The organism is Verrucosispora sp. WMMD1129 (assembly GCF_029581255.1).
GTDB classification, from domain to species: Bacteria; Actinomycetota; Actinomycetes; order Mycobacteriales; family Micromonosporaceae; genus Micromonospora; species Micromonospora sediminimaris.
On the sequence record NZ_CP120741.1, the window covers coordinates 2813778 to 2828740 of the forward strand.

The window sequence follows — 14963 nt, forward strand, 5'->3', positions numbered from 1 at the left end:
CCGGGCACCGCCGAGGTCAACCGCCGAGAGTGGCAAGTTCCGAGACGACGACGTTGGTCAGGGCCCGCCCGTCCCGGCGGACCTGACGGAGATACCACTTCTGGATCGGTGCGTGCGTGGACTTCGCGAACTGCCAGGGCCCACGAGGGCTGTTGAGCTGCCCGAGGCCGGCGATCGCGGCGTTGATCTGCTGCGGGGTGGGGTTCGTGCCCGCCGCGGCGATCGCCCGGTCCAGCACGGCTGCCGCGTCGTACGACGCCATCACGATCGACGTGGGCACCCGGCCCGGGTAGGCCGCGTTCCAGGCGGCGACGAATTCCCGGTTGGCCGCGTTGTCGAGGTCGGGCGAGTAGTTCAACCCGTTGTAGATGCCCTCGGCCGCGTCGCCCTGCTCGACCAGGCTCGCCGGCTCGGTGACGAAACCCGCCGCGTAGAGCGGCAGGTCGGCGACGGGGGATTCGGCGTACTGCTTGACGAAGGTGATGGCGTTCTGCGCGTCGAAGAAGCAGTAGACCGCCTCGGCGCCGGACTCGGCGATCTCGTCCAGGTACGGCCCGAAGTCCTCGGTGACCGGGAACGGGCTGAAGACGGCCTTGCCGCCTGGGTTGGCCAGTCGGCCACCGAGGTCGGTGAAGGTGTCGACGAACCCGCGCAACTCGTCGCGACCGCTCTGGAAGTCCGGCCCGATGGCGTAGACGCTGCCCTGCCCCACCTCCTGCTTGACGAACGGGGCCATTGCCACACCGGGCTCGACGGAGATCAGGTTGGTGTGCCAGACGTACGTCACGTCGGTCAACGCCGGCCGCCCCAGCGCACCTACCAGCGGAACCTTGTGCTGATCGATGAGCGGGAGGATGGCGGCGACGCTACCGCCGTTGATGATGCCGGTGATCGCCGAGACTCGATCCTGCTCCAGCAGCTTCGTCGCGGATTCGACGGTCACGTCCCGTTCGTATCCCTCGTCGGCGACGATCAGCTCGGCCGGGTGACCGCCCAACTGCCCGCCACGCATGTCGAGGTAGAGCTGGAAGCCGTCCCGCAGCTCGGAGCCCGGCGCCTCAAGCGACCCGGCCAGGGCGGTGATCATCCCGATCCGGATGGTCTGCCGTTGCGGCTCCGATCCGCCGTCACAGCCGGCGCTGACGGCGACCAGCACACCGGTCAGCAGGGCTGCGCCGAGCCGTCGGGCGGTTGTGGCGCGTCGGGTGGGGTGGCTGGCGTTCACAGCATCCCCAGCAACTGGGACCGCACCGCCGGGGTCAGCACCTCGCCCATCCGGTTCGCCAGGTCGGTCATCTCGTACGAGACCTGGCCCACGTCGCAGACCGGGGACGCCAGCACGAGCAGTGAGGCCCCGTCGCTGAACGACATGCAGAACATGAAGCCGCCGTCCATCTGAGTCACGTTCGAGATCACCGTTCCGGCCTGGAAGAACCGGGCGGCCCCGACCAGCAGGGCGATCAGACCACTGCCGGTGGCGGCGAGCTGATCCGCCCGATCGCGGGGCAGGCCGTGATTGTGTGCCAGGACCAGCCCGTCGGTGGAGATGGCCAGGGCATGACTGACCTCAGGAGTACGGCTCACGAAGTTCTGCAACAGCCAGCTCAGGTCGTTCGGGCTTGTCACGACGTCACTCCAGATCGGGGAGGGGTGGACAGTCAGCGTCAGAAGGAGTTGGGGGACCGGCGTCCGGCGACGCCCTTGGCGTAGGCCGACATGGCCGCCGCCACAGTTGCCGGATCCAGCTTCCGCTGCGGGTCCGCGCTCGGTTGCGGCGTATCGGGCACCAGATGGGGCTGCGGCACCCGGCGTGGCAACCCGACCTGGGTGGACGGCGCTGGAGTGGCGGTCGCCCATTTCTCACCGGCATCGACCGGCCAGATGACGGCCACCGAGTCGCCGTCGAGGGCGGTCTTGAACCAGCCGTTCACCGTCGGTCCGGCCGGCAGCCCCACCGCGGGTTGCGGCTGAGCTGCTGGCTGGAACAGCGGTGCGGGTACGGGAGGCGCGGCGACGGAGCTGGGTGGCGCCGGCGTGCTCGCGCGTACCGCGCCGGCACCGACCGGGACCCGTCCGGCATTCGGCACGGGGTTGCCGGAGCCGGCCACGGGGAGGCTGGCGCGTGTCCCGGAGGTCATGGCCGGACGCCCCCCGGCGGCGGAGGGTCGGCCCCGGCCCAGTTCGGACTCCACAGGTTGCGGCTGCTGGACCGGCCGGCGTACCACGATCGATGCCGGCAGCGTGATCTCTGCGACCGTTCCGCCCGTCGGCCCGGGGCGCAGCTCGACCCGGACGGCGTGCCGGGCGGCGAGCCGGGCAACCACGGTCAGGCCCATGGCCCGCACGCCCGACACGTCGATCGACGACGGATTGGCGAGCGCCATGTTCAGCTGCTCGCACCGCTGGGTGGAGAGCCCGACGCCCTGGTCCACCACCTGCACGATCGCCCGGTCGGAGAGGGCGTGCCCGGTGACCAGCACCTCGGCCTCCGGCGGGGAGTACCCGGTCGCGTTGTCCAGCAGCTCGGCGACCAGGTGCACGATCTCGTCGACCGCCGTACCGGCGATCGCCAATTCCTTGTCCACGGTGCCGATCCGGACCCGGGTGTAGTGCTCGATCTGGGACAGCGCGGCCTGGATCACGTGGTCGAGCGGAACCGGCTCCTGGCGTACCCGGGAGATGCCCGAACCACCGAGCACCAGCAGGCTCTGGTTGATCCGGGCCATCCGGGTCGCGAGATGGTCCAGTTGGTACAGCTGCTGGAGACGTTCGGGGTCGGCCTCGTCGCGCTCCACCTCGTCGACCTGGGCGAGCATCGCGTCCACCAGCCGCTGCTCACGTCGAGAGAGATGGACGAAGATCTCCGCGATGTTGGCCCGCATCACCGCCTGTTCGCCCGCGATCCGGACCGCTTCCCGGTGCAGTGCCCGGGTCGCGGTGGCCACTTCGGCGATCTCGTCGGAACCGGTGATCCGGAATTCCGAAACGGAACGGTCCGCCACCTCGTTGGGCTGCACGCTGCCGGGAGGGGCCGCGGTGAGCTCCCGGACGACGGCCGGTAGCCGGTCGTACGCCACCTTGGTCACCGTGTTGCGCAGCGACCGCAGCCGGCGGGTGATCCGCCGCGCCACCACACCGGTCAGTACGGCGGTGAGCGCCAGGACCAGGAAGATGCCGACGCCCTGTAGCAGCGCGTTACGCAGCAGTTGCCCACGCTCGGTCGACACCCGGTCGGCCACGGCGGCATCCAGGTCGCTCTGGATCCGGAACATCTGGCTGACCCAACCGTCGGTGGCCTCGACCCAGGCGTCCGGATCGACGGCGAGCCGCCCGCCGGGCAGCGTCCGGCCCACCTGGTCCTGAAGCCGTTGTGCGGCGACGACCTGGGGATCGGTACCGATCTGTTCCCAGCTGGCTGCCCAACCCGGTTCGGCGAGGGCCAGGAAGGCGTTGGTGGCCTCGGCGTATCGGGCCTGGGCACCGACGATCTCCTGCTGTCCGGCCGGGGTCAGCTCGCCCCCGGCGAGGCTGCGCAGCACGATGACCTGAAGCTGACCGATCGCCTCGCCCGCCTCGGAGACCGCCACCGCAGCCCGGACGTCGTCGGCGATGTTCGTCGAGGTGTCGGTGGCCACGGAAGCGCGGAAGGTCAGCAGGTCCGCGACGAGAATTCGGTAGCTGAAGGCGATCGCGGAAAGGGTGGCGCGAGGGCTCGATCGGACCTGCTCGCGTACCGAGCCGAGCGCCGCCAGACCGGCGTCGATCCGTTGCAGGGCGGAATTTCCGGTCGCCACCTCGTCCCTGCGTTGTTGGAACTCGACGATCTCGGCGTCGGTCCGGGCGACCTGGTCGTCGAAGGTGGCGCTGGCCGCCTGGCTCTGGGTGGTCACCTCGACCGCGGCGATCACCCGTTCGGCCTGTAGCGCACGGGCGAGCGCGCCGGCCTGGGTGGAAAGTGTGACGACGTCGTGCACGGTGCCCGCGTTGAGCACCTGCCGGACCGTGCCCTCAAGGGCCAGGCCGGCGAAGGCCACGACTGCGATAAGTGGTACGGCGACCAGCAGCCGGAGCAGACGGACGATGCTGCCCCGGGCCAGCCATCCCCGGCGCGCTTCGGCATGGGTACGCACTGCGGCTGCCGCTGTAGCACGTGTCACCGGCGTACTCCGCCCCCTTGCCTCATCGACGTTGATCTCAGCAGAAACCGACACATACGTCGGTTACATGGTGGAGGGTGGGCGTGCCTGCCCACGTCAGAGCGCCATTCCTACCACGATGTATCGGTTCACCTCTAGATCCCTACTCGCCCGCTCGTGGGTTGACTGACGTCTCGGACATGAACCCGAAGCGCGACAGCGAAACTTGTTCAACCAATCGGCGCGAACGAATGGCGGAACGGGCGAGGCCCAACCTGGCTCGATCTTGTTATGCCTCGACCTATACCCCGTGGGGGTATATGGTGATGTCCGGAGGCGATGACATGTCCCACGGCGACACCCAGCACCACCCGAAGCAGCACGGGCACGGCGGGCACGACAAGCACGCCGGGCACGACCCTGCGGCGTTCCGCCGCAAGTTCTGGCTGAGCCTGGCACTGACCGTGCCGATCGTGGCCACCAGTCACATGGTGATGGACTGGCTCGGCTACGAACTGGACTTTCCCGGGATCAGCCTGGTGGGGCCGGTGCTCGGCACGGTGGTCTTCGGCTACGGCGGCTGGCCCTTTCTCCAGGGCGCGGTGCGCGAGATCCGGGATCGGGCGCCGGGCATGATGCTGCTGATCGCGATGGCGATCACGGTTGCCTACGTGGCCTCGCTGGCCACCTCGTTCGGTGCCTTCGACCTGGACTTCTGGTGGGAACTCGCGGCACTGGTGACGATCATGCTGCTCGGCCACTGGCAGGAGATGAAGGCGATCGGCCAGGCCCGGGGCGCTCTGTCGGCGCTTGCCGCGCTGCTGCCCGACGACGCCGAGCGGCTCGACCCGGACGGAGCGCCGCACCGGGTGACAGTGGCCGAACTGGGTGTCGGCGATGTGGTCCTGGTCCGTCCGGGTGCCCGGGTTCCGGCGGACGGCACCGTGGTGGACGGTCGCGCCGAGATGGACGAGTCGATGATCACGGGCGAGTCGCGCCCGGTGTCGCGCGCCACCGGCGACCGGGTGGTGGCCGGCACGGTGGCCACCGACGCGGCACTGCGGGTCCGGATCGAGGCGGTCGGGGACGACACAGCGTTGGCCGGCATCCAGCGGCTGGTGAGCGAGGCCCAGCAGTCAAGCGGCCGGGCACAGGTGCTGGCCGACCGGTTCGCCGCCTGGTTGTTCTACATCGCCACCGCGACCGCCGTGCTGACCCTCGTGGTCTGGTCGCTGCTGGGCAATGTGGACGAGGCGGTCGTGCGGACGGTGACGGTGCTGGTCATCGCCTGCCCGCACGCGCTCGGACTGGCCATCCCGCTGGTCATCGCGCTGTCCACGGCGGTGGCCGCCAAGGGCGGCATCCTGGTCAAGGACCGACTGGCCCTGGAGCGGATGCGCACGGTGGACGCGGTGCTGTTCGACAAGACCGGCACGTTGACCCGGGGCGAGCACGTCCTCACCGATGTCGCCGCCACCACCGGCACGACCGAACGGGACGTCCTCGCCATCGCGGCGGCGGTGGAGGCCGACAGCGAGCACCCCCTCGCCCGGGCGATCGTGACCGCCGCCGCCGACCGGAGCGACAAGCGGACGGCGTCCGGGTTCCACTCGATGACCGGCCGCGGGGTACGCGCCGAGGTGGACGGGGTGAGCTACGCCGTCGGCGGTCCGGCGTTGCTGCGGGAGCTCGACGTGAGCGTGCCGGAGGACCTCGACGAGCACCGGCAGGACTGGTCGCGTCGTGGCGCCGCAGTGCTATACCTGCTGCGGCTCAGCGACGACGGCGGCGCCGTCGTCCTCGGTGCCCTCGCGTTGGCCGATCAGGTGCGACCGGAGGCCCGGCAGGCCGTCGCCGATCTGCGCAGGCAGGGCATCCGCAAGATCATGATGATCACCGGGGACGCGCGTCCGGTCGCCGAGGCGGTCGCCGCCGACCTCGGATTCCGCGCTGGCGAGGACGAGGTCTTCGCCGAGGTGCTACCGGCGGAGAAGGACGACACGGTGACCGGGCTTCAGCAGCGTGGGCTGCGGGTCGCCATGGTGGGCGACGGGGTCAACGACGCACCTGCCCTGGCCCGCGCGAACGTCGGCATCGCGATCGGCGCCGGCACCGACGTGGCCATCGAGTCCGCCGGGGTGGTGCTCGCCTCCTCCGACCCGCGCGGGGTGAGCGGCGTGATCCGGTTGTCCCGGGCCGCGTACCGGAAAATGCTCCAGAACCTGGCCTGGGCCGCTGGCTACAACGTGGTCGCGCTGCCACTCGCCGCCGGGGTCCTGGCCTGGGCAGGCGTGGCGCTGAGCCCGGCGGTCGCCGCCGTGCTGATGTCGGCCTCCACCATCGTGGTCGCGCTCAACGCCCAACTGCTGCGCCGCGTCGAACTGCGCCCAACGGATTGAGCACCCGTCGGGGCAGCCTTGTAGCCCGTAGGCTTCGACACCGAGATCGCAGTCCTGCTCCGCAACGACCGTCCTTTCGCCGCCGTCAGAAGAACGGGGGAACGGTACGGTCCGTAAAGAGCAGGAAACCGGCGAATGGCAGCAACTGGACGACGATCGTGGCCAGGGCGCCGACGAGCCGGGTCTCCCGCCGTGCGGGAAACCCGGCCCGCCGGGCCTGCCGCCTGTTGAACAGCACGGAGCAGCCGACGAGGACGGCGGACGCGAACGCGATCAGGACCGCGACCCCGATCGCGCCGTCCTGTCCGTACAACGGGACGACGTCGTTCCAGATCCTTGCGCGGAGGTAGAAGACGAGGCCGTCCACCGCCTCCAGCGGAAAGATCCAGAAGTACCCGATGAGGGCGTTACCGGCCAGCCAGGTGAGGGCCACCCTGAGTCGGCTGGGGTGGCCCGCCACGGTCGTCACCTCGTCGTCGCTCCCCTCAGTTACGGATCAATGCGTTCGTCGCCTCGAAGCAACGGTAGACACCCATGGTCTCCCGGCCGTACACCACCGAGTTGCTGCCGTCGCCCTGGTACGACGCCAGCATCTGTTCGATTTCCTGATCGGTGTAGGTCAGCCGTTGTCCGGTGATGCCGGCCCGACGGTGACCCCCCTCGAACAGGATCAGCGGCACCGTGCTGATGTTGTAGTTGTCGTTCTCGTTGAGCGAGCGCCAGGTGTCCCACATGACATGCCAGTCGCTCGCGTCCTGTGCGGCCCCCGGCACCAGACCTCGCCCCTTGGCCCAGTTACGAGCCCGGATCGCGCTGGCCGCGAAGATCTGCGACACGCCCGTGCTGGAGTCGGGCCGCTCCGGCATCGGGGTGGGCGGCGGGCCCAGCCTGCCGCTGTTCTCCCAGGCTTCCAACTGCTGCCGGTAGACGTACCAGAGGCGGACCGCAGCGTCGGCGACCGACTCCTCCAGAGTCTGCTTCCAGTACTCCCAGAAGGGGTTCGTCTGCAACAGCGCCTTGCGGACGTTGTAGCCCCGCGACAGGTTGGTGATCAACTCGTCGTGTGCGAGCACCTTGTCGAGCGCCTCCTCGATGCTGTGGATCAAGCCGACCTTCGGCGTGTCCAGCGGATTGAGATAGTTGCGCAGGGAGGTCAGCAAGGAGGATCGGTAGGACATGTCGAACCGGACATCAGGCTTCGCGGAGGTGTCCCGGACGCGGCTCTGGCCGGGATCCCGACCCGAGTAGATGTTGTTGTCGATCTCGATCTGGCCGGCTCCTGAGCCGACGGTGATCGTGGTGATCTGGTCGAAGGCCCAGTCGTACGGCAGTGGGAAACCGAGATTGCCGCTGAAGCCGGTGGAAAGGTCGGCGACGAAACTCGACGTGGTCAGGCCCAGGGCGGCCAACCGGCTGCACACGTTACGCGCGCCGTAGACGCCGATCCGGTACGGGTGGCCGAGTAGCTCCATCGTGTTCTGAATCGCCCGGAAATGCGGGATGACGTAATCGGTGATGTCCGTGTTCAAGGCATCGAAGTCAACCGCGTGGTAGATGATGGTGCCGCGTTCGAAGCCGTACCCACTCGCCGCCTGAACGCACAGGCTTGCGTCCAGGTGCCCCTGCTGAGGGCTGAAGTAGGACGCCTCGCCGCCCCAGGTCTGGTAGATCGGAAAGCAGCGCAGCCCGGCGTTGAACATGGTCTGCAACTCGCCCGGCTTGATGTTCTTGTCCAGACTCGTGTTCGGCACGTTTGTCAGGTACCTACCGATGACCCGATAGCCCAGGTCGTAGAGGGTCTGGGCGCGGGCGGCGGTGATCGTGGTGACACAGTCCACCGCATTGCCACGACGATCGGTGTCCCCGGTGCTTACCAGCAGCGAGCACCAGGTCTGGAAGTCACCCTTGCCGGTCACCGGCAGCGCCACGAACTGCTGGAACAGCCGCGCCTGATCGCTGACGGACTGGCTGAAGACACCGTCGAAACTCACCGGGTACCGGTTGAAGATCATGCCCGCCTGGAATAGGCGGATGAAGTTTGACGACCCGGAATCGTGCTGACCGACAGAGATCGCGCCACGAGCCCTGAGGGCCGACCGCGTACCCGGCCCGAAGTTGCCGTTGGCTCCGGCCACGTTCAACTCGATCTGCAACGCCCAGATCAGTGCCTTCGCCACGTCGCGCGACGGGTGCCCGTCCGCCGGCACGATGTAGAACCAGGACTGGTCGATGAAGCTACGGTTCATCCACTGTTGCACCGATCGCACGGCAGGCGAACCGTTCTCGACCACCACGTACGCGTCCATGGTCAGCAGCGCCTTGAACTCTTTCGGGCTCAGGTGGTAGTTGACATCGGTGAACCCCATGTTGCGCCGCAACTGGTGAATCGACTCGGTGGTCACCTCACCCCATGTCCCGCTGATGTCCTCGCCGTAGTAGCCCTTGCAGTACAGGCCGCACTGCATGATCTTGATGATGTTCGTTGGTGATCCGTTCGTCGTCGCGCCGACCCGACTCAACGTCGTGGGTCCGAACGAGTCGGACGTCGCGGTGATACCCAGTTCGAGTTGCAGGGCGCGGGTCAGTGCGAACATGGTCGGCCATCCTGTACGCCCGTCCTCCGGCGCGGGCACGTAGCCGGCCCGGTTGCCGTAGGTCGCATTGACCCACTGCTGCGCTCGGAGAACCCATTCGTCGACGGAGGCCGCAAGCAGGCCGGTGGAGCGGATGTTGGCCTCGAGCAGCCGCATGTCGCCCTGCATCCTGGCCAGCGGCGGGGCCGGTTTGGGGGTGACAGCGGCGGAATCGGCCAACGGCTTGCCCGGTGGCACCTTCCGCGGCCCTGCGGGATCGGCGGGGGCCGCCGAGGCAGGGCTCGCCACGGTCGCGCCTGCACCGGCGGCGGCAGCACCGACTCCGAGAATTTGCAGCAGCTTCCTGCGGTCGATGTTCGTCATGACACCCCGTTTCTTAGAAGGGTTCTCTACTGTGGATCACGAAGACGATTGACGTTCATGGGTGACGCGAGGACGTGGGTCGACTAATTCATTTCTGAAGTGCGGTGACCGGGGACAGGCGAGCCGCTCGGGCGGCCGGTAGTAGTCCGGCGAGCAGGCCGGACATGGCACTGATCGCGCAGGCGATCAGAGCAACTCGGATCTCGATGACAGGAGTCCATCCATTGACGACGGACGCCACCGAGGTGGTCAGGACGCCGAGCAAAGCGCCGGTGACGCCGCCGAGAAAACCAAGGGCGGCGGTCTCGAGAACCAGCTGGAGGAAGATGTGACTGCTGCGGGCTCCCACAGCTCGCCGCAGTCCGATCTCGCCGGTGCGGCCGGCGATTCCGGCGGTGGTGGCGTTGCCGATCGAGATGGTGCCGATCAATAGTGCGATTACGCTGATCATGAGCGTGGAGCGTGTGGTGTTGTCTTCGATTTCCCGCCGGAGGGTGGCAGGGTCGGGCGGTGCGATGGCGCGAAGCTCCGTCGGTGCTTCGGGGCGCAGCGCCAGGGGTGCCTGTCGCCCGATGAGCTGGGCCGCCCCGGGGAAGGTCTCGATCAGCACGTCCTGCTTGGCGCCCCGCCCGCCGACGGGCGATCCGAGCCGATGGGCTACCGAATACGGGATGATGGCCGCCGCCAGTGCTTCCGGTCTCCGCGTCACGTCATGGTAAATGCCTATCACTGTGAATGGTCTGCCGGCGATGAACACAGCCACCCCAACGCGGTGCACTCCGAGTTGTCTGGCAACCACTTCGGAGAGCATCACGACAGGCGCTTGCGCATCTTCCTGGAAACTGTCGAAGTACCGCCCGGTCGTCAACGCCGGAGCGATGACCCGGAGTGCGGAGGGGTCTGTTCCCAGGACGGGAGCGCCGACGACCCCGTGCCTGGGATCCGACGTTCGGTGCAGGGATTGTTCTGGCAGGGTGACGCGCCGCCCGGCAGCGACGACACCGTTGAGCCGGGTCAGCCGCTGCAGGGCCGGCTCCGCGAGCCACGGCTCTCGATCATCGGACACCTCCGGCTGGACGACGACCTCGGTCGCCCGCCGGACGTCGAAGGAGGAGGTGACCTGCTGGTTGAGGGTCGAGCCGAGGCCGAGGCTCGCGACAAAGGCCGCCGCACCGACGATCGTGCCGACGACGGTGGCGAGGGACCGGCCAGGGTGGCTGAGCACCGCCAGCGCGGCTTCACCGGCCAGATCACCGAGGCGCAGTCGGGACGGGCGGATGCTCAGGTCGGTCGCCCTGCTACGGTGCCTGGGAAGCCTCATCGTGACTCGTTCAGGAGGCCGTCGATGACCTGGATCTTCCTGCGCGCCTCGGCCGCAACGTCGGCGTCGTGCGTCACCACCACCACGGTGAGGCCGTTGGCGTTCAGCTCCCGCAGCATCGCGACGACGATCGCGGTGTTGGTGCTGTCGAGATTCCCGGTGGGCTCGTCGCAGAAGAGCACCTGCGGCTGAGCGGCCACCGCGCGGGCGATCGCCACCCGCTGCTTCTCACCTCCGGACAGTTGACGGGGATCGGCGGCTGCGCGGCGCCCCAGGCCGACCCGCTCCAACGCATCGACGGCCAACCGGCGGCGCCGACCGCGCCGGTACCCCCCGTACAACATGCCGAGCTCGACGTTCTCCAGGGCCGTTCGCCCCGGCAGGAGATGAAACGCCTGGAAGACGAAGCCGAACAGACGGCATCGGATCGCCCCCCGCATCGCCGCGCTGCAGGTGCTTGTCTCCATGTCGCGGATTCGATACGAACCAGCGGTGGGCACGTCGAGCAGCCCGAGCAGGTTCAGCAGAGTCGACTTTCCAGCCCCCGAAGGGCCGGTGATCGACACATAGTCGCCGGAGTCGATGTGAAGATCGACGGCACGCAGGGCATGGACGGGCCGACCCTCGTGATACACCCTCTCGACGCCCTCAAGTGTCAGCATGGCTCACCGGTCCGAGTGAAGTTCGCCGACCATTACCTGCACGCCCTCGGTGAGGCCGGGTCCGGTGGGCTCCCTCAACTCGACCCATCCACCTGCGGACCGCCCAGCGGTCATGTCGATGTCGTTCGTCCTGGAACTGCCGTCGACCACCGTGACGAATGTCGAGCCGTCCGGTCGTGAATAGACGGCCGAGACCGGCACGGCCAGAACCTCCTCCGCCGTGGCGACACGGATCTCCAGTCGAAGTGAGCCACTCGCTCCTTCCAGGGGCGCCTCGGTGAACCGGCAGCGGACCTGGAAACCAACCTGTCCGTCCGCACCTTCCTGCGGTTGACTGCCGACCGAGGCCACCTCCGCCGTCCTCGTTTCCCCGGTCAGGTCATCGGTGACCTGCACTTCCTGGCCGGTGTTCACCAGGTCCCGCTGATCGAGGGCGATGGCGGCCGAGATGGTCGGGGCCTGCTGGTCAAGCTCGAACAGGAGGAGCTTCGGATCGTCGAGAACCTTGCCGACACGGACGCCGACCTTGCTTATCCGGCGGCCGCTCTTGTCGATCAGAAGAGCGGCGGACTGCGGGAGCCAGACGGCCGATGGCGAGGAATCGTTGGCGTTGCCGGAGCCGGTCTGCCAGTCCATGTCCTCAATGCGGTAGCCGCGATCGTGGTAGAAGCGGCTCAAGTGTCTGCGCGTCTGTCCGTCGAGGGCTCCGCTCACTGCGACGGGGTAACCCACTCGACGCAACATCCGCTGCACAGCTGTCACGTCCGGTCCTCGGGCATCCGTCGTGATGTCCCGATAAAGCGGAAAGGGCAGTTTCATGGCGAACATGGGTTTCCCTGAGCTCTCCAGGAGAGCCCGACCCTCCGCCACCGAATCTCCCGGTTTGACGAACAGCCTCGTCACGACGCTGTTTGCGCCGACAGCGGCGACCGGAAGAGTGATCGCTCTGCTGCGGCCGGCGGTGAGGCGTCCACGGAGCACGACCGGTTCGGCCAACGACCGACGCTCCACCGTGGCAGTGACCAACGAGGGCGAGGGCGGTGCCGCGTCCGCCGCCACCTGCTGCGGAGTCCGCAGCGTCGGGCCGAGGAAGATCGCACCCCCGGTGACGACCACCACCGCCAGGAAGAAGGAGCAGACGAGCAGCAGAAAACGACGGCGGCCGGCCATGATCGGATGACGTGACGTCATGCCGCACCAATGAGGTCGGCCGACTGCTTGGCCAGGTCGATGACCTTCGGGTTCAGCTCGACAAAAAGATGCTCATTTTTCTCGATCAGGTCACGCTGCACCTCGACCGCCACCCGCAACTGTTCGCGAGCCATACCGGTATCGCGTCGACACTGAAACCAGGCGACCGCCAGACGGCTTTCGGCGGGACCGGCGCGGTATTCGCTCGCAGGCACCGCTGGACCGATCTCGATCGTCCCTGGCATGCGCTTGGGCTCCCAGAAGTCCAAGCCTGCTGCGGCGTCAGTGCCAACCGGTACGTCGAACAGAGCGGGATTCGGCGATTTCAGGAAAGCGGCCTCGTCTTTCGGCCCATGCCCTTTCGATGCCAGACAGGAGAGCAGCTTCTGCGGCCATTGGGAACCCATGCCCTCATCGATAAGTGGCATCAGCGGCTCGGAGAGCTTGTTCCCAAGCTCGAAGTAGGCGTAGTAGACGTCCTGACTGTCGTCCGAGAGCGCCCGCCACGCCTCCGCGGTGCACCGATCGTAGGCGTCGTCGTAGCTGGGGTCGGAGCTGACCACGGAGGGCGGAGCCGAGAGCGAGTCGCGGCCGAAACCGATCCGGCGAGCCTCAGCCTCCGATGCCGGCCCGAACGACGACTCGGTGATGCGGAGATGTCGGAACGGATTCCTCGGCTCCCCCAGCATGATGTTCAGATTCTGTGGGTACCCCTCCCCGGCGAGGCACTTGTTGCGCACCTTCAGCTGCGCATAGTCGATCTGGCCCAGCTCCTCGCCCAGGAATAGCGAAAATGGCTGATCCGATTCTGCTGCGGAAAGATCAGCCGCAGGAAGGCGCTCGTCCTGCCAGCAGCCCCCGGAGGAAAGCAGGACCGCCGCTGCGACGACGAGGGCGGCAAATTGTTGACGAGTTGCTGGCATCATGCCCCTCTCGGGCGAGACCGGGCAGTTGGGGTGCCTCCGATATCAGAGACACCCCAACTGCCTCAGGCGCAACGCTTGTGCGAGTTGTTCCGCGCGCTGATCGGGCTCCGGAAGTCACGTGGGAACGTGGTGTACGGCGTGCGGTAGCTGGACAGGTCGTACACCGTCACCGCGCACTCGGTGTCCCGGTTCCAGAGGCCGCCGGCGGTGTTGGCCACCCACAGGCTGGTGTTCCCGTCGGGAACGTTGCCCCAGATGTCGTTCGAGTGGTCAGCGTCGTTGTACCAGAAATGACGCTGGAAGGAGCTCGTCATGAAGTCGTCCCAGGCGAAGTCAAAGCAGATCTCAGCCCGGTTGCACGCTGCCTTACCATCCCCCTTGTCCGCCTGGGCGGCGGTTCCGCCCAAGGCGGCGGCGGCAATGCCAACCAGGGTTGCCGCCATGATGCTTTTTGCTTTCATACACCGCTCCTCGGATATGTGAGGCTCCGAGAGAGGCACCCACGAAACGGGCACGACTCTGAGGCCAAGTGGCCGTGGTCGCGGGCGTAAAAAGGCCCCAGATAGGGAAAGTTGGGCGCTCGGCGAATAACGCAGTGAGCGACCAAGAACCTCGAACCTTGAAACCCCGTGTGGCCTACACAGATGGATTACTGTGTGGCACCAACATCCTGGCCGATGTGCGTCGATCTCCGCAACCCCATAGTGGCGACGGCCTATACCAGAACAGCGTTGATCTTCAGACGGCCGGTGGGGGCACTCGGCGACAGTGCGGTCCGGCAGCAATCCCGAAGTCGCCCGTGCCGAGCAGCGAATATGCCGGGAAACCGACTCCGTGGACGGCCGGGCCGACGGGCGGAAAAGCTGCGATCGGCGGCTTCTGCGCGTTTCATGGCATCTGTGGTTCTCGCCGGTCGAGATCATCGAGGCGTACCGGCACTGTCCGTACTCGACAGCCTTCTCTCGACGAGCTTCCCTCCAGCGTCACCCAGGGTGAGTCAAGAGGCCATCGAAGGCGATGCCAGCCGCACAGTTACCAGCCAGAGGGTTTCCGGCCGGGTTCACCCATGGTCACGACTCCGGTTTGCCGGCCAGGCGGCAGCTTCTGTTGGCGGCTCGGGTTGTGGGCACTCCTCACGAAGCGTGAGTCCGCAATCGTGGCGCAGTCCGCACTCCCGCACTCCATTCGTGCACCGCTCCGGCTCGTAGAAGTTTTTCGAGCGCCCGCTCCCACTCCTCTGACCGGCGATTTTCGGAACATCTTCGAATAATGGCCGGAGGTTCCGCCGGGGATCCCACCACCCGGGGCGACGACGGTCGGCGCCCGGCGGTGGGCGGAACTTCCAGGCGTCCTCGGCCGACAAACCTCATG

At 67.4% G+C, this 14963-nt stretch carries 11 protein-coding genes; 1 reads left to right on the forward strand and 10 read right to left on the reverse strand.

Translation table 11 applies throughout. From position 1 onward, the window contains the following. Positions 1–16: 16 nt before the first annotated feature. The 3 genes from O7624_RS12890 to O7624_RS12900 are packed head-to-tail and all read right to left on the reverse strand — an operon-like array spanning position 17 to position 4157. Positions 17–1225 (reverse strand): ABC transporter substrate-binding protein, encoded by a 1209-nt coding sequence (locus O7624_RS12890; RefSeq protein ID WP_282240166.1) that lies wholly within the window; start codon positions 1223–1225, stop codon positions 17–19. Beyond that, entirely contained in the window at positions 1222–1626 is a 405-nt protein-coding gene (locus O7624_RS12895) for a roadblock/LC7 domain-containing protein (protein WP_093408465.1), read from the reverse strand. Before O7624_RS12895 ends, O7624_RS12890 begins: the two co-directional genes overlap by 4 nt. A 38-nt stretch (positions 1627–1664) precedes the next feature. Next, a complete protein-coding gene (locus O7624_RS12900; protein ID WP_170863553.1) occupies positions 1665–4157 on the reverse strand; it encodes a nitrate- and nitrite sensing domain-containing protein in 2493 nt (830 codons plus the stop codon). 323 nt (positions 4158–4480) lie between these two features. Here O7624_RS12900 and O7624_RS12905 point away from each other — a divergent pair, with 323 nt between their 5' ends. Continuing rightward, the gene (locus tag O7624_RS12905) at positions 4481–6535 is read left to right on the forward strand and encodes a copper-translocating P-type ATPase (RefSeq protein ID WP_282240167.1); all 2055 of its coding nucleotides are present in this window, start codon (positions 4481–4483) and stop codon (positions 6533–6535) included. 85 nt (positions 6536–6620) lie between these two features. Here O7624_RS12905 and O7624_RS12910 read toward each other — a convergent pair whose 3' ends face one another. The 7 genes from O7624_RS12910 to O7624_RS12940 all read right to left on the reverse strand — a co-directional run bounded on the left by O7624_RS12910 (position 6621) and on the right by O7624_RS12940 (position 14035). Next, the gene (locus O7624_RS12910; protein ID WP_282240168.1) at positions 6621–7004 is read right to left on the reverse strand and encodes a hypothetical protein; all 384 of its coding nucleotides are present in this window, start codon (positions 7002–7004) and stop codon (positions 6621–6623) included. A 16-nt stretch (positions 7005–7020) separates the two neighbouring features. Further along, the gene (locus O7624_RS12915) at positions 7021–9492 is read right to left on the reverse strand and encodes a glycoside hydrolase domain-containing protein (RefSeq protein ID WP_282240169.1); all 2472 of its coding nucleotides are present in this window, start codon (positions 9490–9492) and stop codon (positions 7021–7023) included. Between the two features lie 88 nt (positions 9493–9580). After that, on the reverse strand, positions 9581–10813 hold the full coding sequence (locus tag O7624_RS12920) for an ABC transporter permease (RefSeq protein WP_282240170.1): 1233 nt from the start codon (positions 10811–10813) through the stop codon (positions 9581–9583). Next, positions 10810–11475: an ATP-binding cassette domain-containing protein gene (locus tag O7624_RS12925; protein WP_282240171.1), complete on the reverse strand. Its 666-nt coding sequence runs from the start codon at positions 11473–11475 to the stop codon at positions 10810–10812. The genes O7624_RS12920 and O7624_RS12925 overlap by 4 nt, the downstream gene beginning before the upstream one ends. A gap of 3 nt (positions 11476–11478) precedes the next feature. After that, positions 11479–12645, reverse strand: coding sequence for a hypothetical protein (locus O7624_RS12930; protein ID WP_282240172.1), 1167 nt, complete (start codon positions 12643–12645; stop codon positions 11479–11481). Positions 12646–12662: 17 nt separating this feature from the next. After that, entirely contained in the window at positions 12663–13592 is a 930-nt protein-coding gene (locus tag O7624_RS12935) for a hypothetical protein (RefSeq protein WP_282240173.1), read from the reverse strand. Between the two features lie 62 nt (positions 13593–13654). Next, positions 13655–14035 carry a hypothetical protein gene (locus O7624_RS12940; RefSeq protein WP_093408485.1) on the reverse strand — a complete coding sequence of 127 codons (381 nt, stop codon included), beginning with the start codon at positions 14033–14035 and terminating at the stop codon, positions 13655–13657. Positions 14036–14963: the final 928 nt, after the last annotated feature.

What these genes read in the sequence shown, in the direction of transcription:
- O7624_RS12905 (WP_282240167.1), top strand. Translation starts at nt 4,481, where the DNA reads ATGTCCCACGGCGACACCCAGCACCACCCGAAGCAGCACGGGCACGGC.
- O7624_RS12915 (WP_282240169.1), bottom strand. Translation starts at nt 9,492, where the DNA reads ATGACGAACATCGACCGCAGGAAGCTGCTGCAAATTCTCGGAGTCGGT.
- O7624_RS12920 (WP_282240170.1), bottom strand. Translation starts at nt 10,813, where the DNA reads ATGAGGCTTCCCAGGCACCGTAGCAGGGCGACCGACCTGAGCATCCGC.
- O7624_RS12925 (WP_282240171.1), bottom strand. Translation starts at nt 11,475, where the DNA reads ATGCTGACACTTGAGGGCGTCGAGAGGGTGTATCACGAGGGTCGGCCC.
- O7624_RS12930 (WP_282240172.1), bottom strand. Translation starts at nt 12,645, where the DNA reads ATGGCCGGCCGCCGTCGTTTTCTGCTGCTCGTCTGCTCCTTCTTCCTG.
- O7624_RS12935 (WP_282240173.1), bottom strand. Translation starts at nt 13,592, where the DNA reads ATGATGCCAGCAACTCGTCAACAATTTGCCGCCCTCGTCGTCGCAGCG.
- O7624_RS12940 (WP_093408485.1), bottom strand. Translation starts at nt 14,035, where the DNA reads ATGGCGGCAACCCTGGTTGGCATTGCCGCCGCCGCCTTGGGCGGAACC.